This is a genomic window from Paenibacillus sp. Marseille-Q4541 (assembly GCF_018310695.1).
Taxonomy (GTDB): domain Bacteria; phylum Bacillota; class Bacilli; order Paenibacillales; family Paenibacillaceae; genus Paenibacillus.
This window is the reverse complement of record NZ_JAGXCY010000044.1, coordinates 18898-34483: the sequence shown is the minus strand read 5'-3', so window position 1 is coordinate 34483 and position 15586 is coordinate 18898. Positions and strand designations below refer to the sequence as shown.

Sequence of the window (15586 nt, the reverse complement as noted above, 5' to 3'; positions counted from 1 at the left end):
TGGCTAACTTTCTTGGCCGGAATTAGAATATACCATGCTGATAAATAGATTGCAAGTACTTTTTTAAGAAAAATAGATATTTAATACTTCATCTCTTTTTTACTATGGAAAACCCCACTTCTATTGCTATAAAAGTAGGGTTCTGTTCTTTTCATTATATCTATTGTTTTGGTAAAACTTCTTTAATGTATAGTTGTCGTTCAGCTACTAAGTTAATAATCGTACCCTCTACCGATACCATAGGGCGTGTTGGGTGATCTCTGTCTGTAAAAATAATGCTACCTCTCCTACCATCACTTAAACAAACAATTGTGCCATGGTGAAACTGTGTAGCTTTGCGGATAAATATTTGTACGATCTTAGGATCTAGCTTACCAAAAGATTCTTGCAGTATCTGTTCTAATACCTGATACGGGGATATTGACCCTCGGTATGGTTTTTCTAATGTCATTGCATGGAATATATCTGCTACTGCTACGATTCTCGCATAAATATGGATCTGTTCACCTACCAGCTTAAGAGGATAGCCAGTTCCGTCTATTTTTTCATGGTGCTGGAGTGCTGTCAGTCTCACCCCATCATTAATTGCTTTTACTTGTTTTAGAATATTGTATCCGTATGTAGTATGTTTACGTATTTCTTCTTCTTCTGTATCTGATAGAGAATTGGGACTAGATAATAATGATTGATCTATTTTACTGTTACCTATGTTATGCAATAACCCTGCAAGGGCTACTTGGACCCAGTCTTTCGAAGGAAGTTTACACCACTGAGCTATTACATAAGAAGTCAAAGCAGTAAGCACTGCATTATGATAAACATAATCTTCTTTTTTAATGGAAGGCGGTGTGAAATGAAGTACTTGGTAATTCTTAATATGTAAAATTAGTATAGCTAGCTGAGTACGCAGCTCAAATATAGGAATTTCAAACGTTCCTGCTTCATTAAAAGCTTTTTTAATAACAATAATCATCTTATCGTACTCTTCATCAAAAGAAGTAAGATCTGCTAATCGAACAATTTGTTCAAGCTTTGCCTCTTCTTCTTCCTGCTTATCTGTCTCTTGATCCTTGTTGTTCTTGAATTCAAGAGAAGTGGGCTGTTTAGTCTGTTTGTTATCGATATCTACCGTCTGAATGAGGAAAGCCCGCAATATTTCTAGGTCACGCGGAAGTATTACTTTTCCTTTAGGAAGTAAAATTCCTCCTAATGGAGTCTGAACATCCTTAATTAATTTTGCTCCAGGTTTTAAGTCGATGATAGACATCAATGCCATTTCACAAACGCTCCGTTCTTATTACATAATCAGGTTGACTCTTTTTACATTATATACCTTTTGTATTAGTGTGTATATTAGGAAAATAATGATTTACAACTCCTTCAAATTGAACAGATATAACAGAGGGGACTCCTAATGGAGTCCCCTTCGATATCTTATTATTCTTCTGAATCCTCATTACTGTCTTCTATATCTGTCTGAGTCTCTTCTGTATCAGTCGTATCGGTATCAGGTAAAACATCTGCCCCAGCAATGCTAACTTCACCTAACAGCTCTTCATCATCTTCTGTCTCATCTGTTTTGTCAGTACGACAAACGGTAGCTACGGAATCATCATCACGAGTATGAATCAACTTAACCCCTTGTGTATAACGACCCATGGTAGAGATGCCTTCCATGCTCATCCGAATGAGTGTACCACTAGAAGTTATAATCATCAGGTCCTCTTCCGTTTTTACAACTTTGAGGCTCACGACGGTTCCATTCTTCTCCGTTACATTGATGGTCTTGATTCCTTTACCACCACGGGTTTGAATACGATAGTCACCAACCGGTGTACGCTTACCGTAACCATTCGCGGTTACAATCAGCACTTCTTGTTCCGGATCAATGATATCCATACCAATAACCTCATCATTGGAATCAAGGGTAATCCCTTTTACGCCGGTAGCACTTCTACCCATGGAACGAACATCATTCTCAGAGAATCGAATAGACATTCCTTGTGCTGTACCCAAGATCATTTCTTGTTTACCATCGGTAAGTCTTACCTCAATCAGCGAGTCGTCTTCACGAAGAGAAATCGCAATCAGGCCACCCTTACGGATATTAACATAATCATCAAGCGGAGTTTTCTTCACTACCCCTTGCTTCGTAGCAAAGAATAGGAATTTTTCACTCTCGAACTCTTCAACCTCGATTACGGCATTTACCGTTTCTCCTTGTTCAATCTGAATCAAGTTAATAATCGGGGTTCCTCGAGCTGTACGTCCCAGTTCAGGAATTTCGTAAGCCTTGAGTCGGTATACTTTACCCTTGTCAGTAAAGAACATCAGGTAATTATGTGTGTTGGTTACGAAAAGATGTTCTACAAAGTCTTGATCTTTCGTATCCATACCGACTACGCCGCGTCCTCCCCGCTTTTGAGAGCGATAGGTGGATACTGGTAGACGTTTGATGTACCCCGTATGTGTGATTGTAACGATCACATCTTCACGAGGAATCAAGTCTTCGTCAAGAATACTCTCTTCACCAACGGTAATTTCAGTACGGCGCTCATCAGAGAAACGATCCTTAATTTCTTGCAACTCATCACTGATGATCTCAAGAACAAGGTGCTCATTTGCCAAAATCTCTTTATACTCAGCGATCTTAGCCAGCAGCTCATTGTATTCATTCTCAATTTTCTCACGTTCAAGTCCTGTAAGACGTTGTAGACGCATATCCAAGATTGCTTGCGCTTGATCATGGCTTAACTCAAAGCGAGCAATCAGGCTTTCTCTTGCTGCATCAGTGGTTGCTGAAGCTCGGATGAGTGCAATGATCTCATCAATATGATCTAGTGCAATCCGTAAGCCCTCGAGAATATGAGCACGTGCCTCTGCTTTACGCAGTTCAAACTCTGTCCGACGACGAATAACGACAATCTGATGTTGCAAGTAGTGGTATAACACTTCGCGCAAGTTCAGAATTTTCGGCTCGTTATTTACGATAGCGAGCATGTTAATACCGAAATTGGACTGCATGGAGGTGTGTTTGTACAAATTGTTCAGCACTACATTCGGATTCACATCACGACGAAGTTCGATAACAACACGCATACCGCTGCGATCTGATTCATCTCGAAGATCCGTAATACCCTCGATTTTTTTGTCGCGAACCAGTTCCGCAATCTTCTCTACAAGGCGTGCCTTATTAACTTGGTAAGGAATCTCATGAACAATAATTCTAGCTTTATTGTTTACTTCCTCAATTGTTGTTTTTGCACGCATGGTAACAGAACCCCGGCCTGTTTCATAAGCCTGGCGAATTCCCGATCTGCCTAGAATAAAACCCGCAGTCGGGAAGTCCGGTCCATGAATATAATCCATCAGTTCCATCGATGTAATCTCTGGATTTTGAATCATAGCCTGTACCCCATCGATAACCTCGCCGAGATTGTGCGGAGGGATATTAGTAGCCATACCTACTGCAATACCACCCACACCGTTTACAAGCAGGTTAGGATACCTTGCCGGAAGAACGATCGGTTCGTGTTCCTCACCATCATAGTTTGGTTGAAAATCAATAGTGTCTTTATTAATATCCCGAAGCATTTCCATTGCGATCTTGGAAAGACGTGCCTCTGTGTACCGCATGGCTGCTGCCATATCTCCATCTATGGAACCAAAGTTACCGTGTCCATCGACAAGCATGTAACGCATGGAAAAATCCTGTGCCATCCGAACCATCGTTTCATATACAGCCGAATCACCGTGAGGATGATACTTACCAATAACCTCACCGACAATCCTTGCAGATTTCTTATAAGGTTTATCCGGTGCCATGCCTAGCTCTGACATTGCAAACAAAATACGTCTGTGAACCGGTTTAAGCCCGTCTCTAACGTCAGGCAAAGCACGGCTGACGATGATACTCATCGCATAGTCCATAAAGGACTCGCGCATCTCTACGCCTATATCACGGTCTTTAATTTGCGAGTTATTTTGATCCGCCATGCTGGACCTCCTTCTAGTCTATCAAAACCACGTTGTTAAGCTGCATCACTGTAGATCTTATATATCAATAGCCTAACAAGATTTTAGTACTCCTAAATCCACATCTATCCTATTACATAAGCCTTAACAAAAAGAGCATTATTAAACCTGCCCCATTTCTATATATCCACACCGTTCCTAGGGATGTGCCCTTCCTGTTTCGTAGTTCAGGAATACAATGTATCAATGCAGATGCCAGCATTTCCTACAGGATTTCACCTGAGTCCACAGGAATCGCCATATTCCTCTATTATACCACTGTTTTAAGTCCTTGTCCTATGGATTTCCTTGAGTTGTCTAACATACAAATCAATTTAATGTGAATACCAAAATACAATGAGTATTCACAGTAGGGGAGTGTTTTCGTGAGTATACAGAAAGTTTCAAGTAAGTGGAAAAAAACGAAGGTGCTATTGAAAGATAAATACATTGCACCCTTCAATCCCGAGACACGGAAGTATAGTCTTAGATCACTGGAGCAAATGTGCCAATCCTACCATACTGTTTATGTTAAACCTGAACATGGGTCTCATGGAAAGGGAATTATGAGAGTCGAGCGACTTTTATCTTCTACAGCTTCAGAAAACAAGGATGAGCTTAGCGAAACAGAAGAGAAGGTAACACTTTATAAGCTACACTACGAAAAAAAGAAAGAACAGTATAGTTCAATATCTGATCTTCATAAGGCCATTCTTAGACGTACCAAGGGCAAGTCATACCTTGTTCAAAGAGGGATTACTCTTTTGCGATATCAGCAGCGTCCTTTCGATCTACGACTGATGACACAACGGAATTTAAGCGGGAAATGGGAGTCAACCGGCGTTATAGGGAAAGTTGCTGCCAAAGGAAAAATTATAACGAACATCAATGGTGGGGGAGACATCGTTTCTTTTGAGAAGCTCTTGAAGAACTATCTTACGAAAACCCAAATCTCTGATCTTAAAAAAGAACTTTTTGAACTAGGTGTTAGAACAGCAAAATGTATGGAGAAAACCTACCCTGGTATTAAAGAGCTCGGAATTGACATTGCTCTCGACGATAAAGTTAGACCGTGGATTCTGGAAGTAAATACTTCTCCGGGGCTATATGTGTTCGGTTATCTGCCAGATAAGAGCATTTATCGTAAAATCAAAAAATATGCCGTTGCTTATGGCAGGTTAAAGCCTGCTTCCAAGTCAAAATCATCCAAGAAATAAAAATAAAAGAGGCCAAAATGGCCTCTTTTATTTTACATTCTATACATCAAGATTTTTAACGTATCTAGCGTTTTCTTGAATAAAATCACGACGTGGTTCAACATTGTCCCCCATTAGGGTATCAAACATAGCGTCGGCTAGCATAGCATCCCCTATAGATACCTGCAACATGGTCCGGCTCTCCGGATCCATTGTCGTTTCCCAGAGCTGAGTAGCATTCATCTCTCCAAGACCTTTATAACGTTGAACGTTAACTTTTACATTTTCACCAAACTCACGAATAATCGCATCACGTTCTGCTTCCGATCCCGCATAGCGAACGGTTTTATTCCGCTCAATTTTGAAAAGCGGCGGCTGAGCAATATATACATATCCTGCTTCGATAATCTTACGCATATAGCGATAGAGGAAAGTCAGAAGCAGTGTACGAATGTGAGCACCATCGACGTCAGCATCGGTCATAATAATGACTTTGTGATAACGTGCTTTTTCAATATCAAAATCGTCGCCAATTCCTGTTCCAAGAGCAGTGATAATGGCACGGATCTCTGCATTAGACAAGATACGATCAAGTCTTGCTTTCTCTACGTTCAGAATTTTACCCCGTAGTGGCAAAATCGCTTGGAAGTGACGATCACGTCCCTGTTTCGCAGAGCCACCAGCAGAATCACCCTCTACAATGTAGAGTTCACTGATGGAAGCATCCTTGGAAGAGCAGTCCGCTAGTTTACCTGGCAGGGAGCTTACCTCAAGTACGCTTTTACGACGAGTCATTTCTCTTGCTTTGCGAGCTGCTTCGCGTGCTCTAGACGCTTGCAGCGCTTTGTCCAAAATACGACGAGATGTTGAAGGATTCTCAATTAGAAATTCTTGCAGTTTCTCTGCAAATAAAGATTCTACTACGCCACGAACTTCACTATTACCAAGCTTCGTTTTCGTCTGTCCTTCAAACTGAGGCTCAGGAATCTTCACAGAGATAATCGCTGTCAATCCTTCACGGACATCATCACCAGTAAGATTGCTATTACTGTCTTTAATAATACCTGCTTTACGTGCATAATCATTGATTACGCGCGTCAGTGCACTCTTAAAGCCAGACTCGTGAGTACCACCTTCATGAGTATTGATATTGTTAGCAAAAGAATAGATGTTCTCGGTGTAGCTGTCATTGTACTGCAAAGCGACTTCAACCTGAATACTATCTCTTTGTCCCTCTACATAAATCGGCTGCTCATGAAGCACTTCTCTTTTACTGTTCAGATATTGAACATACTCCTTAATTCCGCCCTCGTAATGGAAAGAGTTAGAAGCTTCTGTACGTTCATCTGTAATTCGAAGGCCGATCCCTTTGTTAAGAAATGCTAGCTCGCGAATCCGGGTTAGAAGCGTATCGTAGTTATATTCAGTCGTTTCTGTAAAAATTTCATGATCCGGATAAAATGTGGTAGTCGTACCCGTTTCTTCGGTATCGCCGATTACCTTTACATCGTACTGTGGAACACCGCGATGGTATTCTTGTCTGTATACGTGACCATCTCTTTTTACGGTAACAATTACTTTGCTCGATAATGCGTTTACGACGGAAATACCTACCCCGTGAAGACCACCGGATACTTTGTACCCCCCGCCGCCAAATTTACCGCCAGCATGAAGGACTGTCATTACGACCTCAAGAGCTGACTTCTTCATTTTGGCCTGTTCGCTTACTGGAATTCCCCGCCCGTTATCAACAACGGTGATGCTGTTGTCCTCGTGAATCGTAACATCAATCTGATCGCAGTAACCTGCTAGTGCTTCGTCGATACTGTTGTCCACGACTTCCCACACGAGGTGATGCAAGCCTTTTGCGCTGGTGGAGCCGATATACATCCCTGGACGTTTTCTGACGGCCTCAAGTCCTTCTAGGACCTGAATCTCATCTGCATCATATGCCGGTTGATTCATAGACATGCCTTTCACCTACTTCTCAAGATTAGAGTGTATCCGAGTGATGCTTTTATGAGTGTATAAAATAAAAAAATCCTGACTGCGATATAAAAGTACCGCCTCCTTACTAACTGTTCGCAAGGTGACGATACTCGTGAATAATTGCTTTTATATTTCGGTTAATACGTTTGCTCTTTTTTTGAGTGTAGCAGAGGAGATCGGAGAATAGTAAACCGTACTTTTCGTTACGACTATCGATTTGGCTTCCTCTTCGCCAATTTGTTCGATGTTCTTCTCCTGTTTCGCGTACGTTACGTATTGTTTAGAAATCTTCGAAGATTTCTCGATGGAGATATCAAAAATGGCTACGAGTTCAGAAGAGCGGATAATCTTGTCACCGCCCAGGTGAATATACATTGTCCGTTCATCTCCTTAACGTTCCACATGACCAGCCTGAACCTGGTAAATGTAAGCATCCTTCAGTCTGCTGGTATTCAGCGTCTCTACACCTGTTGCGGTAATAAAGGTTTGTACCTTACTCTGGAATGTTTCTATGAGCTGAGTCTGACGATACGGATCCAGTTCAGAGAGCACATCGTCCAGAAGCAAAACAGGATACTCCCCTATTTCTTCACGAATCAGTTCGATCTCTGCCAGCTTCAGGGATAATGCAGTAGTTCGCTGTTGACCCTGTGATCCATAGGTTTGCACTTCACGTCCGTTGATGAAGAAGGATAAATCATCCCGGTGTGGTCCGGTGAGGGACATTCCTCGCCGAATCTCCTGTTCCTTCGTTTGTGATAATTTTATCATAAACCGGTCCAATAAGACAGCTTCATCTTCTTCCATTGCGTCTGCAAAGGATGGAACATACGCAAGTTCAAGCTTTTCCTTGCCTCCCGTAATCCCTTCGTGAATCGTCTCCGCCCACTTTTGCAGCTTCTTTATGAATTGTTTCCTTTTTTTGACGATTTTAACACCATGTTCTGCAAGCTGGTCATTCCATACCGTTAGCATCACTTGCTGTGACTCCCCCGCACCCCATAATTGCTTAAGCAAATTATTACGCTGCACGAGAATCTTCTGGTATTGCTGAAGGTGATAAATGTATCCCGGTGCAACCTGCCCGATCTCCATGTCAAGGAACCGGCGGCGAACCCCCGGCGTCCCTTTCACGATCTCTAGATCTTCTGGTGCAAACATGACCACATTCAGACTTCCGACAAAATCACTCAACTTTCGCTGTTCCAATCCGTTAATTTTTGCTTTTTTGCCCTGTTGTGACAAAGCAAGCTCTAACTGGATCTTACCGTATTTTCTATCCACATGTGCACGAATATTGGCGTTGCCAGATTCAAAGCGGATGAGTTCCTTATCCTTCGATGTTCGATGGCTTTTGGTAAGAGCCAGTGCATAAATAGCTTCAACAAGATTGGTTTTACCTTGGGCGTTCTGTCCTATGATGAGATTGACAGGACCGAAAGAGTCCAATTTCAAATGATCATAGTTGCGGAATTGATTTAGTTCGATATCAGTCACAAACACGCTCTATTTCCTCCCTTGCCCCTCGCCCCTTTGAGGAAGCAGCGGGTGTTCACATACTCCTGCCACTTAAGCCTTGGCTTCTACCACGAATGAACCAGAACCTTCAACAACAACTTGATCTCCTGGGTAAAGCTTACGTCCGCGGCGTTCTTCCAGCTCACCGTTTACTTTGATCGCTTGATCTTGAAGAAGTGCCTTTGCCATACCGCCTGTGGGTACACAATCAGACAGCTTTAGAAACTGATCGAGTTTAATATATTCACTGTGGATAACTATTTTTTTCACAAAAAACTTCCTCTCATGTGCATAACTTTTGCCTTAGTTAGTTGTGCGATAAGGCAAAATAACATAAAGACTATTGGTGCTGTCTATAGGTTTCAGAATAATCGGACTCATGACTCCTGTAAAGGAAATCATCAGTTCTTCACTTTCTACAACCTTGAGAACATCTAGCATGTATTTGGAGTTGAAGGAGATCTTCAGTGGTTCCCCTTTAAAATCTTTAATCTCAAGTTCCTCACGTACTTTACCGAGCTCAGATGAACTGGACGAAATTTCAATATCACCACTATCCAGTGTTTGCATGCGGACAATATTCGTTTTTTCCTCACGAGACAACAAATAAGCGCGGTCAATTGATTCACTTAATTTTTTTGTGTTCAAGACGAGTTCTGTTTTGAACGTTGTCGGAATAATTCTAGATGTATCAGGATACGTTCCATCCAAAATGCGGGTATAGAATAAAACACGATCGATTTTGAACAATACTTGATTGTCAGCTACTACAATATCAACCAACGTATTTTGGTCAGGCACGATTTTACTGAGTTCATTTAGTGTTTTCCCTGATATAACCACATTATGAAACTTGATTTCATCTGCACCTTCGATATTCGCTGAGCGAGTAGCAAGACGGTGACGGTCTGTAGCCACAAATTTGAATTCATTATCAGCAAGGCTCCAAAGAACTCCGGTTAAAATTGGAGTTGTTTCATGAGTCGAAATAGAGAACACCGTTTGTTTAATCATATTTTTGAGCAAATCTCCTGGGATGGAGACAGTTTGGTTTTCTTCGATGCTTGGTAGAACAGGGAACTCTTCTGGATCAAGACCGACGAGCTGAATTTCTGTAGCTCCTGCTGAAATAAAGGTATTGAAGTTCTCCTTAACCTCCATTTGGACATCTTGCGATGGCAGCTTCTTAATAATTTCGACAAAAAACTTAGCTGGTAATACTACACTTCCTGCTTGTTCGACAGAAACGACAGTTTTTCCATCTTCTTCGAGAGGGATAAAAGACTGAATAGAAATATCTGTATCACTTGCAGTGAGTGTAACGCCTTGATAGTTCACGTCAAATTTAATACCGCTTAAGATGGGGATTGTTGTTCTGCTCGAGATCGCTTTGGATACTTGCTGAATGGCATCATTCAGATAACTTTTCATTATGCTGATTTTCATAGTTTCACTCCTTGGAATAATAAGCGTTATTTAAAAGCGGGGTTTTTGGTTAATCTGTGATAAGACTTGTTTTGTTTTAAAACAGAAAAGTCGTCATAAAAGAATCTATATACGCATACATATAACTACGCTGATTAAGAACTGTGAACTTTGTATAGATGAAAATTGTATAGTGTCAGAAAATTGAGACCTTAAAACTAAGCTTTTAGGCAGTTCAATCACTTGAGCTGAAAGCTTAGTTTATTGGTGTAGTAATCTTTATAAAAACAGTAGTAATAGTAATAGGGACACTGAATATGTGGATAAGTGCCCTAAACGACATAAAATTAAGCCTATCCACATGTGTACAGATTGTGCATAGGCTTTGTACTTGTTCAAGTTGGGTTTTTGATTTTCTCGGTAATATTGTTGATAACTTTGAAGAGTTCCTGATCGTTTTTAATTGCCTGTGTAATCTTCTCGTGAGCATGAATGACCGTTGTATGGTCTCTTCCCCCAAATGCCTCTCCGATCTTAGGTAAAGAGTAGTCAGTCAGTTCCCTAGAAAGGTACATAGCGATCTGCCGTGGAAAAGCAACTGCCTTAGTCCGCTTTCTTGCCTTGAAATCCTCCAGCTTCAAATTGTAGTATTCTCCAACTTTCTGCTGAATATCTTGGATCGTAATAATTTTCGGACGACTTGAAGGAATGATGTCCTTGAGTGCTTCTGCAGCAAGATGTGTTGTCACATCCTGATTTGTTAGAGAAGAGTACGCTACCACACGAATGAGTGCTCCTTCAAGCTCTCTGATGTTCGTATCGATCTGATTGGCAATGTACATCATCGCTTCGTTCGGAATATCGAGATTCTCCGCTTTCGCCTTTTTGCGTAAAATGGCGATTCTTGTCTCCAAGTCAGGCGGCTGGATGTCTGTAATCAGTCCCCACTCAAATCTTGAGCGCAGTCTTTCTTCGAGCGTCGGAATTTCTTTTGGCGGTCGGTCACTTGAAATAATAATTTGCTTACGTTCTTCATGTAATGCATTGAACGTATGGAAAAACTCTTCTTGCGTTGATTCTTTTCCTGCTAAAAATTGAATATCATCGATCAGCAATATGTCTACGTTGCGGTATTTATTCCGAAAATTCTCACCACGGTTATCCCGGATGGAATTAATGAATTCATTCGTGAATTTCTCCGAGGAGAGGTAAACAACCTTACTACTGGGGTTGTGCTCCAAAATGTAGTGCCCGATGGCATGCATGAGGTGTGTCTTGCCAAGTCCAACTCCGCCGTATAGGAAGAGAGGATTGTACGCTTTGGCCGGCGCTTCTGCTACGGCAAGTGAGGCTGCATGTGCAAACCTATTGCCCGGTCCAATGACAAAAGTGTCAAAAGTGTACTTCGGATTAAGCATGTGAGACACGGCTTCCTCTTGAGTTACAGGAGGAGGGGTGAATACTTGCTGCGGATCCGGCTCAGCCGTCTTATGTTCTTCTATTACAAACTTTACGTCCACTTGCTTTCCGAGCAGTTCGTATACAGTCGAACCGACAAGTTTCGTATAGCGGCTTTCCAGCCATTCTACAGCAAACGTGGTTGGCGCTGAAATGACGATAGTGCGGTCAGTCAACTTTGTAGCCTTGGTGGCTTTAAACCAGGTGTCGTAGCTAGGCTTGCTCAGCTTCGTTTGTATGATCGATAGTATTTGCTGCCATAATTCGGAAGTATGGCTGTCCACAGACTGTCACTCCTTTTAATCTTCCAAATGTGGCCCAGTGCCATGAGTGGAATGTCGAAAAAAAATTTATATTGTAGAATTTATCCCCAATGTCCATAGGACGTTAAACAAAAAAAGAAGGAACAACGGAAAATTGTTCACAACTTTATCCACAGGCTGTTGATAATATTATGGATTGAAACATCTATTCACATCCAAAAGCAATATAATCATAGCAAAAGAAGTCTTATATTTCAACGTATCTCAGGATTTTATCCACAAATTCAATAACTTGTGTATAATTTTTAATCACAACACTATATATTGTTTATAATTTGTTTAGTTTTCGACAAGATCATCAAAAAACTGAAATCATTTATTCACAGCTTGTGCTTGTAAATTATCAGTTGATGCTGGATAAGAGGGAAGAATGCAGATATGGCTCGGACTCTTTTTTCTGTGGATAACCGTAAAATGCAATTATTGTGATCATGAAGCGGGGTAGAAGCGAGTAAATGAGTATGCTTCAAAAAATGTCACATTAACACGGAAAGATTAATAGTAGGATTGACAAAAAGAGCCGGTCATATGACCGGCTCTTAAATTTTTGCACAAATAATGAGATCTATTTGCCCGAAGAGATGTGTTTACGCTGGAACTTGGCTAGATCCTCATATTCTTCTGTCAGCTTACGGGAAATTCGGATGAAGATCGGGAGCAGTTCTTGATATACCTCTACCTGACCTTGGATAGGAGAGTGTGCATGGGTTGTTCCTACCATGCTGGATACAATCTCAAGTGAATCTGCATTGCCTGTTGCATAAAGACCAAGCACAACAGCGCCAAGACAAGAACTTTCGAAGCTCTCAGGCACAACGACTTCCTGATCAAAAATATCGGCCATCATTTGGCGCCACAAAGGAGAACGGGCGAATCCACCCGTGGCAAGAATTCTGCTCGGCTGCCCCATCTGCTCTTTCATCGCAAGTAAGACGGTATAAAGGTTAAAAATAACCCCTTCTAATACAGCTCTGATCATATGCTCTTTCTTATGCTGTAAGGTGAGCCCAAAGAAGGACCCTTTTGCATCGGGATTCCACAGTGGCGCTCTTTCACCTGATAGAAATGGGTGGAAAAGGAGCCCATCTGCCCCTGGAGCTACTCGTTCAGCAATACGGGTAAGGACATCATAGGAGCTGATGCCAAGTCGTTTAGCGGTTTCTATTTCAGATGCAGCCATCTCATCACGTACCCAGCGGAAGATCATTCCTCCGTTATTTACAGGTCCTCCGACTACCCAGTGATTCTCGGTGAGAGCGTAGCAGAAGGTACGGCCTTTTACATCTGTAACCGGCTTGTCGACTACGGTTCGGATCGCACCACTAGTACCGATAGTAGCTGCAACCTCTCCAGGTCGTATTGCACCTACACCTAGATTGGATAGAACCCCGTCACTTGCTCCTACAACAAATGGGGTAGAGGGGGAAAGACCCATCTCTTTTGCGTAATGAGTATCTAGTCCTGTCAGCACGTGCGTAGTAGGGACAAGAGCAGATAAATGATCTGGAGTAATACCGGCAACTTGTAGTGCTTCCTTATCCCAATCAAGCTCTTCTAGATTAAACAGCCCTGTTGCCGAAGCAATGGAATGATCTACAACATATTGATTAAAAAGTTTGAAAGTAACATACTCCCGAATAGAAATAAATTTAACAGCTTGATTAAATACATTTTCTTGTTCATTTCTTAACCATAAAAGTTTAGACAAGGGGGACATTGGATGAATAGGGGTTCCTGTTCTACGATATATTTCATGCCCATTAAGTTCTTCTTTTAATTTTCGTGCCCATACATTACTGCGATTATCTGCCCATGTAATACAAGGGGTCAGTGGGAGCCCATTTGCATCCATAGCAATAAAGCTGTGCATAGCAGAACTAAAAGAAGCGAACATGACCTGTTCGGCTGGAATACGGCTTTGACTCATGATAGCTTTCACTGTGTGGACTACAGCATCCATAATTTCATCAGGATTCTGAACGGCAGAATCAGGAAAAGGCGTGAGAAGAGGGTACTCTTCACTCGCCTTTGCTACTACCTGCCCATTTTTTTCGAAAAGAACTGCTTTTGTGCTTGTCGTTCCAATATCAATACCTATCATATAAGATTTCATACTTTGAAAGCCTTCTTTCTATAAGCTAGTTACCAGTTGAAGATAACAGGGGGCTTGATTAGATCACGGTGCTAAGCAATAAAATTAAGACCAGCGCAACCACAGAGAGCACGCTCTCCATAACGGACCATGTTTTAAGAGTTTGTGAAACGGTCATGTTGAAAAACTCTTTGATCATCCAGAACCCAGCATCATTCACATGGGAAAGGAAAAGAGAGCCTGCGCCTGTCGCTAGAACTACAAGTTCCACACTCACACCCGGTGAAAGTGCAAGAACAGGTGCGACAATACCAGCGGCTGTTGTCATTGCGACGGTTGCGGAACCCGTTGCCACACGAATGAGAGCAGCAACCAGCCAAGCGAATAAAATAATATTAATATTCATGCTTGTAGCAAGCTCTGCAATGGCAGTACCGACGCCGCTGTTAATAAGTACTTGTTTAAATGCACCGCCACCGCCGATGATCAAAATAATGCTGGCTGTCGGTGCAAGACATTCACTTGTAAACTTGGAAATTTCACTTTTGTTAAACCCTCGTGCAAAACCAAGGGAAAAGAGAGCAAAAACGACGGAAATAAGGAGCGCAACGATTTCATTTCCGATAAATTCAAGAAAATGGGCAAACCCATTTACACCTTCTGGATCCACAATGAGTGCAATTGATCCGGAGAGCATAAGGATGACTGGCAGTAATATAGTAAGCAGCGTAATACCGAATCCAGGCAGCTCGCGTTCACTTTTTAATGCAAATTGTTCTGCAAGTTCTGCTGGAGGCTCTACTTTCACTCTCTTGCTAATAAAGTTACCGAAGAGAGGGCCGGCTATAATTGCAGTGGGTAATCCCACTAAAAATGAATACATTATCGTCTGACCTAAGTTTGCTCCGAATGCCTCAATTGCAATCATGGGTGCAGGATGAGGAGGGACAAGTCCGTGGACGGTAGAAAGGCCAGCCAAAATCGGAATTCCGATCTTAAGAATGGATAAACCCGTTTTTCGAGCCACAGTAAAGATGATTGGAATCAGCAAAATAAGACCGACTTCAAAAAATACTGGAATACCAACAATAAATCCGACAATCATCATGGCCCAGTGAACGCGTTTCAAGCCAAAACGGTCAATGAGAGTTGTAGCAATTCGTTCTGCACCGCCGGACTCAGCCATCATTTTACCAAGCATGGTACCAAGCCCGATAACAATTGCTATGGTCCCCAGTGTTCCGCCAACACCACTTGTAATGGATGATACAACATCTTCAGTATTCATTCCGGTAAGAAGACCTAGAATTAATGCCGCAATTAAAAGAGATACAAATGGATTCCATTTATATTTAGAAATGAGAACAACCAGAAATACAATCGTGATAAGAGTCCAGATCAACATCGTTGCTGTGTGACTCAGGCCAAAAATACTTTCCATGGTGAGTTTTCTCCTTTGTAATGCAATATAAAGTGGAGGCGTTACCTCTATTTCAGAAAATAAGTGCGCTTACAAAACTGTTTTGAAAATATATCCCTAATTGTATACTTGTCGACAACTTTTTAAAAAG

Annotated in this window: 11 protein-coding genes; 1 reads left to right on the top strand and 10 read right to left on the bottom strand. The window is 41.7% G+C overall.

Annotated features, from left to right (window positions below; translation table 11 throughout):
• Positions 1-160 precede the first annotated feature (160 nt).
• Both KFT32_RS24525 and gyrA read right to left on the bottom strand, forming a co-directional pair.
• Complete coding sequence (locus tag KFT32_RS24525) at positions 161-1276, bottom strand: HD-GYP domain-containing protein (protein WP_211750037.1); 1116 nt, start codon at positions 1274-1276, stop codon at positions 161-163.
• 161 nt (positions 1277-1437) lie between these two features.
• Positions 1438-3996: a DNA gyrase subunit A gene (gene gyrA / locus KFT32_RS24520; protein WP_211750036.1), complete on the bottom strand. Its 2559-nt coding sequence runs from the start codon at positions 3994-3996 to the stop codon at positions 1438-1440.
• Between the two features lie 404 nt (positions 3997-4400).
• Between gyrA and KFT32_RS24515 the strand changes: the two genes are divergently transcribed.
• Positions 4401-5231, top strand: coding sequence for a YheC/YheD family protein (locus KFT32_RS24515; RefSeq protein WP_211750035.1), 831 nt, complete (start codon positions 4401-4403; stop codon positions 5229-5231).
• A 39-nt stretch (positions 5232-5270) separates the two neighbouring features.
• Here KFT32_RS24515 and gyrB read toward each other — a convergent pair whose 3' ends face one another.
• The 8 genes from gyrB to KFT32_RS24475 form a co-directional block, all read right to left on the bottom strand.
• The gene (gene gyrB / locus KFT32_RS24510) at positions 5271-7181 is read right to left on the bottom strand and encodes a DNA topoisomerase (ATP-hydrolyzing) subunit B (RefSeq protein ID WP_211750034.1); all 1911 of its coding nucleotides are present in this window, start codon (positions 7179-7181) and stop codon (positions 5271-5273) included.
• Positions 7182-7325: 144 nt separating this feature from the next.
• On the bottom strand, positions 7326-7574 hold the full coding sequence (gene remB, locus KFT32_RS24505; protein ID WP_211750033.1) for an extracellular matrix regulator RemB: 249 nt from the start codon (positions 7572-7574) through the stop codon (positions 7326-7328).
• A 15-nt stretch (positions 7575-7589) separates the two neighbouring features.
• On the bottom strand, positions 7590-8702 hold the full coding sequence (gene recF, locus KFT32_RS24500) for a DNA replication/repair protein RecF (protein WP_211750032.1): 1113 nt from the start codon (positions 8700-8702) through the stop codon (positions 7590-7592).
• A 66-nt stretch (positions 8703-8768) separates the two neighbouring features.
• On the bottom strand, positions 8769-8987 hold the full coding sequence (gene yaaA, locus KFT32_RS24495; RefSeq protein ID WP_211750031.1) for a S4 domain-containing protein YaaA: 219 nt from the start codon (positions 8985-8987) through the stop codon (positions 8769-8771).
• 33 nt (positions 8988-9020) lie between these two features.
• Positions 9021-10163, bottom strand: a complete 1143-nt coding sequence (dnaN, locus tag KFT32_RS24490; protein WP_211750030.1) for a DNA polymerase III subunit beta — start codon at positions 10161-10163, stop codon at positions 9021-9023.
• Between the two features lie 374 nt (positions 10164-10537).
• Positions 10538-11884: a chromosomal replication initiator protein DnaA gene (gene dnaA, locus KFT32_RS24485; protein WP_211750029.1), complete on the bottom strand. Its 1347-nt coding sequence runs from the start codon at positions 11882-11884 to the stop codon at positions 10538-10540.
• Positions 11885-12488: 604 nt separating this feature from the next.
• Entirely contained in the window at positions 12489-14036 is a 1548-nt protein-coding gene (gene gntK, locus KFT32_RS24480) for a gluconokinase (RefSeq protein WP_211750028.1), read from the bottom strand.
• Positions 14037-14094: 58 nt separating this feature from the next.
• A complete protein-coding gene (locus KFT32_RS24475) occupies positions 14095-15456 on the bottom strand; it encodes a GntP family permease (RefSeq protein WP_211750027.1) in 1362 nt (453 codons plus the stop codon).
• Positions 15457-15586 lie beyond the last annotated feature (130 nt).

Excerpts from the sequence above, each read along its gene's own strand:
- KFT32_RS24525 (WP_211750037.1), bottom strand. The coding sequence starts at position 1,276 with ATGGCATTGATGTCTATCATCGACTTAAAACCTGGAGCAAAATTAATT.
- gyrA (WP_211750036.1), bottom strand. The coding sequence starts at position 3,996 with ATGGCGGATCAAAATAACTCGCAAATTAAAGACCGTGATATAGGCGTA.
- gyrB (WP_211750034.1), bottom strand. The coding sequence starts at position 7,181 with ATGTCTATGAATCAACCGGCATATGATGCAGATGAGATTCAGGTCCTA.
- remB (WP_211750033.1), bottom strand. The coding sequence starts at position 7,574 with ATGTATATTCACCTGGGCGGTGACAAGATTATCCGCTCTTCTGAACTC.
- dnaN (WP_211750030.1), bottom strand. The coding sequence starts at position 10,163 with ATGAAAATCAGCATAATGAAAAGTTATCTGAATGATGCCATTCAGCAA.
- gntK (WP_211750028.1), bottom strand. The coding sequence starts at position 14,036 with ATGAAATCTTATATGATAGGTATTGATATTGGAACGACAAGCACAAAA.
- KFT32_RS24475 (WP_211750027.1), bottom strand. The coding sequence starts at position 15,456 with ATGGAAAGTATTTTTGGCCTGAGTCACACAGCAACGATGTTGATCTGG.